7 protein-coding genes are annotated in these 7,766 nt (G+C 36.0%); 2 read left to right on the top strand and 5 right to left on the bottom strand.

From position 1 onward, the window contains the following. On the top strand, positions 1 to 247 hold a 247-nt coding region (locus C6H66_RS20485), incomplete at its 5' end, for a transposase (protein WP_181150251.1). A 266-nt stretch (positions 248 to 513) separates the two neighbouring features. Next, positions 514 to 1,350 (top strand): S1 family peptidase, encoded by an 837-nt coding sequence (locus tag C6H66_RS20480; RefSeq protein WP_105396556.1) that lies wholly within the window; start codon positions 514 to 516, stop codon positions 1,348 to 1,350. Positions 1,351 to 1,443: 93 nt separating this feature from the next. Here C6H66_RS20480 and C6H66_RS20475 read toward each other — a convergent pair whose 3' ends face one another. The 5 genes from C6H66_RS20475 to C6H66_RS20455 form a co-directional block, all read right to left on the bottom strand. Then, on the bottom strand, positions 1,444 to 2,376 hold the full coding sequence (locus tag C6H66_RS20475) for a YwqJ-related putative deaminase (protein WP_105396555.1): 933 nt from the start codon (positions 2,374 to 2,376) through the stop codon (positions 1,444 to 1,446). A gap of 175 nt (positions 2,377 to 2,551) precedes the next feature. Next, positions 2,552 to 3,571 carry a cytotoxic necrotizing factor Rho-activating domain-containing protein gene (locus C6H66_RS20470; RefSeq protein WP_105396554.1) on the bottom strand — a complete coding sequence of 340 codons (1,020 nt, stop codon included), beginning with the start codon at positions 3,569 to 3,571 and terminating at the stop codon, positions 2,552 to 2,554. A 104-nt stretch (positions 3,572 to 3,675) separates the two neighbouring features. Beyond that, entirely contained in the window at positions 3,676 to 4,602 is a 927-nt protein-coding gene (locus C6H66_RS20465) for a cycle-inhibiting factor (protein ID WP_248000759.1), read from the bottom strand. Between the two features lie 149 nt (positions 4,603 to 4,751). Beyond that, the gene (locus tag C6H66_RS20460; RefSeq protein WP_105396557.1) at positions 4,752 to 5,651 is read right to left on the bottom strand and encodes a Pvc16 family protein; all 900 of its coding nucleotides are present in this window, start codon (positions 5,649 to 5,651) and stop codon (positions 4,752 to 4,754) included. Positions 5,652 to 5,675: 24 nt separating this feature from the next. Next, positions 5,676 to 7,760 carry an ATP-binding protein gene (locus tag C6H66_RS20455; RefSeq protein ID WP_105396552.1) on the bottom strand — a complete coding sequence of 695 codons (2,085 nt, stop codon included), beginning with the start codon at positions 7,758 to 7,760 and terminating at the stop codon, positions 5,676 to 5,678. Between the last annotated feature and the right edge of the window lie 6 nt (positions 7,761 to 7,766).

The raw sequence follows: 7,766 nt of genomic DNA, 5'->3' as shown, positions 1-7,766 counted from the left end.
TCATAAAAGTCAGAAGGTAAAGGAGTGGCTGGCACGACATCCCAAATTTACCCTGTTGTTTTTACCGGTCTATTCACCGTGGCTAAATAAAATAGAACGGTTATGGCAATCGCTCCATGAGACAATAACGCGAAATCACCGTTGTCAATTTATGTGGCAGTTGCTTAATTATGTTGATGCCTTTTTGGCATCGTTTTCATCACAGCAAAAACCAGGAAGACAAAAAATGAGTGTAGCACTATTATGAAATCTTATTTAATACAATCCAATTAAACAATAAGATATAAGATTACCCACACTTGCTTGTTAATAATATTAAAATAACCTTACCCATATTGTAAAACCCCAAGTCACTCAATAACAAACATTTATTTAATTCGATTTTAAATAATAAAAACCCATTAACTATAAATGAGGTATAAATATGCACATAATTGTTATTCTGCCAGGCCGTATTGATATAGTATATGATGGAATTTTATCTCTATCATCGTATTATACAAGGATTATATTATGAAAGAAAAATTGCTTTTCATTATGGCTTTTATCAGCACGCTCTCATTCTCATCGATGGCATATAGCGCCGAAGAAATAGAGATAATAAACGGTGAGCCTGCCGCATCGAATGAATTCCCATTCTATTCGGCACTTAATACAAAAGATGGAAACATTGAAGGGCATCATTGTGGCTCTATATTAATCAATAAACGTTGGGTTTTAACAGCAGCTCACTGTGTTGAAGATGATAATATTAAATCCACAATCTATGTAGGATTAGAAAGGTATAAACCGACACCAATATATAAAGATAAAGTTGATATTGAGAAAATAATTATTCATCCAAATTGGTTTACATCGCCAGAAAATACTCAATATAAAACGGGAACAAAAAAAGAAGCACGAAAACGAGGACAATATGATATAGCGTTAATTAAGCTCAACCGAGATACTCATAGTAACGCATTTGCAAAACTCAATGGAATAAACGAAAACATTGAACTACCCGTTGGTACAGAATTAACGGTTATTGGTTTTGGCAGGACGGAAAGCGCATTAACTCCAGATATATTAATGAAAACCAATGAACATATTCTTGATGATAAGAAATGTATCGAAGTCCCCCCAGGATATCCTGATACAAATTATGATCCCAAAATAAATATTTGTTCCGGCAATCCAAATGGCGGTGTCGGCGGCGGAGATTCAGGCGGGCCATTAATGGTTAAAACAAATAACAACGACTATTTGGTTTCTGGATTAGTCTCTCGTTCACTGTTAAAGCCAGCAGAACAGTTTACTAAGGTCAGTTTTTTCAATAATTGGATACTCGAAACCATGAAAAATAATTAATTCCTATTAAACCAATCTTAGCATAAAAAGTTTAATAAGAAGCAAGTAATATGCCTGAGAAGTGAAATACTCAGGCATAAAAAAGATCTTATTTTATATTGGTGATTCTTGCGATTTTTTATATCGAGATAATGTTGATGAAAAATTACTTCCTGCACTTTGCACTTTGCCGGTAATAACATTGACCGGTGATGACAATATCCCCGAACAATTATGACAAGCGGCAAAATCATCTCCAGCTTGTTTTGTTGTTAACCGCTGAGTAAAAATAGATGATTGCAACATATCCCGCATATATTCCCCTATTTTCCGACTTCCAACAGCTTTCCCTTCCCTTTCATCTTCTAAAGTTAATAAATTATTCAGTGCCTGTACCTCTGCGTGCAAACCAGCAATACCTGCCATCGTCGGTAATACATAGTGATTATTAATAATATGATTTCTGATCAAAGATTCTATTACTGGATGCAAAGGATTTTCCTCACCATACATCTCTCTTATCCCTGAAATAAAGGCTTCAATATCAGTAACCTTATAAGCTTCTGCCTCGTCACTTTGTTGCATTTTCCATGCTTCTTTATCTTTTACTATTGATAATTTCGGACGTTTAATCAAGCTAATACCCGGGAATAATCTTCCATTCGCTAAATTTCTATCATTATCCTTAAAATTAACAAATTCATCGTCATAATCACCATTATGCACATATCCTGCATGAGCAGCGAAATCTTGCAGAGATTTTTTTGAATAAATGAAATTTCCATCAGAAACACCATCCTTTTTTAAACCCGGTTTAAAGAATTTACGCTGCTTTGCAGGTTTCAATTGCCCAAACTCTTGCGAAGCATTGAGAATTAATTGCGTTTTTCTATTAAAATCACCAAATTCAGGAATCTGTTTCTTATAAGCTGACATAACTGCTTTTACATCAGGTAATTCCAAATGTAATGCATCCAACAACCCTTCATTCGAAGTTTTGCTTTTACCAGATGTAACTGCTTTTTCGCGAATATCATTCTTGAACATTTCTACTCTCTCTATAATGGCTGAACTTGTGATACCTGATATTATTATTTTATGCCAAACAACATTGCCCTGTTTTTTTTCGATCTACAAAATAAATCAATCAATTTCTGACAAATCAGATAGTAAAAAATATTGCTAAATTTAAATAAAAAAGCTATTAAAAAAATCTACGATATTATAGCAACCGTTTTTTGAATGAATTAATGACCTCAATAGTATTACCTTTCTTGCCGGGTGAAACAGTAGCATCTTCTGACAATACTTTGACATTCATCTTTCCTTTATCATCCCTAGCCAACAGAGCATAACTATAGCCAGCCCTAATAGCAGGTTTTTCAGGCTTCTTTTCGTCATAGTTAAAAACGCCAACATTTTCTACCGTATTATCAATCACAACGCCCGGTTTGCCCATATAGGTAATAACACTCTGATCATACTTTGCAAATATATTCACCAGATCGTTATTCTGTTCGCCAACCGTCATCGGCTCGCTGTCCGGCGAAAGGGCTTTATGGCTCTCATAAGTAGCAACAACACCCTGCCGACCTGTTTTCCATTCATTATCTCCGGGTCTCTGTCCCGTATGATAAGCAAAAAAATAGCCATCCTTCACGGCATATACCATAGTACAACCACTCAATGCGCCAGACGTAACAATAACCGGATGCCCCGCCTGAATATCCTTCAAAGCAATTCTAATCCCCACGGTTCCCGATGCGCCATTCACCACATTAATCCCGGTAATATTGGGGTCCAGCGTATTTTTTCCCCAATGCACTCCTATCGCTCCTGAACCCGATTCTGATGATGTAACTTGATCACCAAGAAATCCCATCACAACATCATGAAAAGGATTTTCCTGACGGGGAACGTTATTTCTCAAAGGTATTGCCTGTGCAAGCTCCCGATTACTGTCATAACGATGGGCCACGACAGGCACGTTAATTGGCGCCTCTTCACTCCCCACCAATAACCCTTTATTCCTCAACGGGGAAATATATCCCTTATTAAGGCTTCTATCCGCAAGAAATTGCTTCAATCCTTTGGTTTGCCTGCTTTTATAACCTTCCCCAGACTCACTCTCATTATTTAAAAACTCAAGATGTCCACCAGAAGAACTTGATAATGGCGACTGCGTGGCACTATTTCTAGTACGTTGTGTGGATATTGTTTGAGGATTAGCATGTTTTAACATTAATAGGCCCACTCCACTATATTGGTTAAATTTATTACATCTAATATTTTGATTTACCTAATATTATTTTCGCAATCCTAATATAAATATTTGAATAATACAATTCACTCTGGTTTACTAAATTTTCTATCATAATTATCAAGTTTAGATTTTAATGTTTCAATATTTTCATAAAAATCATTAACATCGTATTCGGTTAAATAAATGTCCACGCCTTGATCTCTCTTCACTCTATCTAACTTAATATTAGATACATCTTTATGTATATCAAGCGTCTCTGAAATTAACGCTCTCTTTTCATCGTCAGATAATAGATTAAGCTTATGACTTAATAATATTTTTAATTTATTAAGATTAACGGGATCTTTTCCTCTGGAATTTAACCAATCTGCTATTTTCAGCGGAGGTAATGCCCCTTCTCCTAAATCTGATTGATAGATATATCCCACTGTTTCCTGGTCATTGGATGGGATATCAATTAAAAACATATGCCCCAGTCGACGATCATTAACCAATGCAACATAATTTTTTGCACTACTGAGTTGATCAACTCTTTCAGCAAATTCATTGCCATCTATTTTTCCTGTCTGGGCCGCTTTTACTGGATCAACAGCATGTTCCCCCTCAGTCATCAATTTAAATATGTTTTGGGCGGATAAACCACAAACGGGCTCAGTAGGATCATAAGGATTTACCCCAACTATTTCTTGATAGGGTTCAATACCACCGAATTCAGAAACAATTTCATCAATTGCCTTAAATATAGTTGCCAAGCCCCGATCAGTGATTTTATCCTGCCAATTATCATTCCAAAGTAATTTATTTCCTTTTGGATCATTATGTAGTGCGATAATATCATCTATCAATTTTACGGCATTTATATTATGTTTTTTTAACTTTGATCTATCCTTTGTTCTTGATAAGCCAGTAGAAAGCCCTATTTCCAGATGATTACCGGTTTCTATATTTTCACATGTTTTATCTTTTCCGGCACGAGTTTCAATTTTTTTTGCAAAGTCGCTGATTGGCATAATATTATCACCCAAGAGTTATAAGTAAGTAATATATAGGCTAAAACACTCCTAGCAACAAGATGTTTTTATATAAAGCAATCAATAAAAATATTGTTATCTTCTACTACTTGCCATCTTATTATGGGTAATTAATTAAGTGATTATTTCTAAATGCTAATTAATTTATTAGAATCTACTTTATCAACAATAATACCTATGCCGTTTATCTTAACAACCGCTTTACGGCTGTTTACCCATCTTGAAAGAATCTCCTTTATTTCAGAACAATAGATTGAAAAAGTAATGCCTGAAACCTCAAGAATAATTTTTTCATTTTCTTGCTTATCATTATTGTCTACAACCGATAAGACTGGTTTAGTTATTAGATTCACTTTAGTTAGCGCCAAACGCACATCTTCTGTGCCACCTAAATCAGTACATAATTCTGCTAACAAAGCTTGGCTTATTTGTGAACTAGTAGGATTCAATTTTTGATTCACAGAATGGGAAATTTCCATAACTGGCTCTATTGTATTTTTAATATCTTGAAGTTCTACCGGTGCGGTAACTGAATATAATAGAGAGAGTCTTGGACGATTACCAAGAGCCTGCCAAAAATTACCCAAGCTATTTAAATTCTCCTGCGGCGGAATAACTCTGGTGTAAGCACCAGGAATTTTTGGTAATTGACGATGATTAATCAATGCGTTCAAAACAGAAGTCATTATTTTTGCAGCTTGATTATCAGGCTGGCTATCCGGGCTACTGCCATCAACTGAGGGTTTATTCGAATGCCAGTAAGTAATCAAATAATTATAATTAATATTGACCCACCCCGGTAACAATAAATTAGTCACAGGATTATAACGCTTTGGTTCAGCAGAGCGTAATTGCAAATCTTCATGTACATCATAGAGAAATACACTTATTGTCGGCTTCGATGGAATCGAATTTATCTCCGGCAAATCAAAACGAATATCAATATTATTTAAATATTGAGATAGAATATCTTTTAATGCGTTATTAACTTCCACAATAGCATTATTAGGTTCAATGATATCTTTCATATCGACTCCAAATTTGATAAGCATTTAAAAAATCAGTCTACCACTCTTATTTAATTCGAGAATAACCGCCCGCTCTATATGTTGATGCTCAATTTTTTCACTATTATTGTCTGCGGCTAATATTGATGCTAATAGGGCAATATTTCTAATATTAGCCCCAGTCAAATCAGCCCGTTTAGCCAAATGTGCAAAATCAATTTCGTCGGATAATTTCAGTTGTTCAGGCCAGATGGTTTGCCACATTTTTTTACGTAATGTTTCGTCAGGATAAGTAAAATGAGTAATAAAGGTAAAACGGCGATTAAAAGCGCTATCCAAATGGCTACGGTTATTAGTAGCTAAAATCACCAATCCCGGATAATCCTCCAGCCGTTGTAACAGATAAGAAACTTCAATATTAGCATGTCTATCCTGAGCATTCTTGGTTTCACTGCGTTTGCCAAATAGTGCATCGGCTTCATCGAAAAACAGTACCCCGGAATCCGTCTCAGCCAGGTCGAAAATACGAGCAATATTTTTTTCCGTTTCACCAATATATTTATTCACCACGGTAGAGAGATCGACTTTAATCAAATCAACGCCAAGATGCCCGGCAATCACTTCTGCGGCCATCGTTTTACCCGTTCCCGATTCACCGTAAAATAGTGCGCTAATACCGGTACCATAGCCTATTTTCTCCTGAAAGCCAGCACTCAAAATCTGGTCACGGTAATTAATTGCCGCGATAATTTCTTTCAATTGTTGAGCTAATTCATCAGAAACTACTAAGTCATTAAAATTACGCGTTGGCGTTATTCGTTTAGCCAATTTACCTAAGTTCTGTTGAGCACGGAAACTTAATGCTTTACGTAAATCTATTTCCTCTAATTGACCATCCGGTTGCCGTAATATTTGATATCGATAAGCTTCTTTTAGAATTAATGGCAAGGTTTCTGCGGTAAATGAGAAACGCTGGCACAATTGAGCAATATTAATCCTCTGAGCGGTATTATCCGGTAAATATTCTTTCAACATAGACTCTTTATCCACCAGCGTAGCTACCGACATCTCTATTTGTACCATTGGCAGATGTTTAATCCAAACTAATGCATCTCCCGGCTCTACCAAACAAACCACCCGTAATCTTGGTTGATTTAATAAAACGGATAATGCGTTATTCAATATTTTCTTTTCCTCTGCAAGCAAAGAAAAATTGCGAATTAATAAACAAGCATTATGTAACCGTGCTTCTCTCACTGCATCTGCTAACAAATTAACTATTACAGTTGAGTTCTCTTCCTCTGGTAATCGAGCTAAATTCAAGATTAAAGTGCTGATTCTGTGAAACGCCATAATAGTGCTGACTGCTAACTCTCTGGCACTGCCCTGTTTTCCTTTCAGTATCACCAGCGGACGAATTTCATCAGTTTCTTTCAATAATATCTTTTCAAGTGAATGACAAAGGGTTGGCGGATACCAAAGGCGTGAAACAGGATAATGCCAATAAGCACAAGTTATTAGGGGAGGCAAAATTACCTGTTGTCCTGATAAAAAATGCCAAACGGCGCTGTGGGTTAAAAATTGCGTTTGTAACCAAATAGGTTCTTCGTGGTTATTGAGCCGTAATAATTGGTTATTGATTAACGGAGCGTGTGGTAAAAAACTGTTTTGCAGGAATTGCCAGTCACTTTGGCGTTGACTAAATAATTCAATTGCTAAAGCAAAATTGGGCCACTGTTTTTTACTGTTACCATTCAGAGCGGCAAATAATGCATGATAACGGCTGTCAAAATGTGGCAATAAACCGAGTAATAAAGCATCACGCTCAAATTCTGTGAGTTCAAAACGTTCAACCAATAAAGACAATAAATCAGAGGTAAAGTGTTCCTCGGTTTTCGGATGAATAATAACGTCACCTTCCTCAAATAGCCAATGAGGAAAGCCCTGCGGTTGTAACAAATATTCCTCTACCTTATCCTCATTAAGTAAAAAACTCTCCGGTAATGAATCGTACCTTTCCCTCTTTTGATAATAGTAGCGCTGTAATAACAGATCGATACGTTCCAAATGGGGATAAATCCAATGTAATTCAGCTACCACATAGTGACTATTTTTAAGTAAAGAGTTCATATAAAC

The sequence above is a fragment of the Photorhabdus hindustanensis genome, from assembly GCF_002968995.1.
GTDB classification, from domain to species: Bacteria; Pseudomonadota; Gammaproteobacteria; order Enterobacterales; family Enterobacteriaceae; genus Photorhabdus; species Photorhabdus akhurstii.
The sequence above is the reverse complement of the archived record's forward strand: the minus strand, read 5'-3'. Positions and strand labels throughout refer to the sequence as shown.

Bases quoted from the DNA above. Each gene is read 5' to 3' on its own strand.
- C6H66_RS20480 (WP_105396556.1), top strand. From the start codon at position 514: ATGAAAGAAAAATTGCTTTTCATTATGGCTTTTATCAGCACGCTCTCA.
- C6H66_RS20475 (WP_105396555.1), bottom strand. From the start codon at position 2,376: ATGTTCAAGAATGATATTCGCGAAAAAGCAGTTACATCTGGTAAAAGC.
- C6H66_RS20470 (WP_105396554.1), bottom strand. From the start codon at position 3,571: ATGTTAAAACATGCTAATCCTCAAACAATATCCACACAACGTACTAGA.
- C6H66_RS20465 (WP_248000759.1), bottom strand. From the start codon at position 4,602: ATGCCAATCAGCGACTTTGCAAAAAAAATTGAAACTCGTGCCGGAAAA.
- C6H66_RS20460 (WP_105396557.1), bottom strand. From the start codon at position 5,651: ATGAAAGATATCATTGAACCTAATAATGCTATTGTGGAAGTTAATAAC.
- C6H66_RS20455 (WP_105396552.1), bottom strand. From the start codon at position 7,760: ATGAACTCTTTACTTAAAAATAGTCACTATGTGGTAGCTGAATTACAT.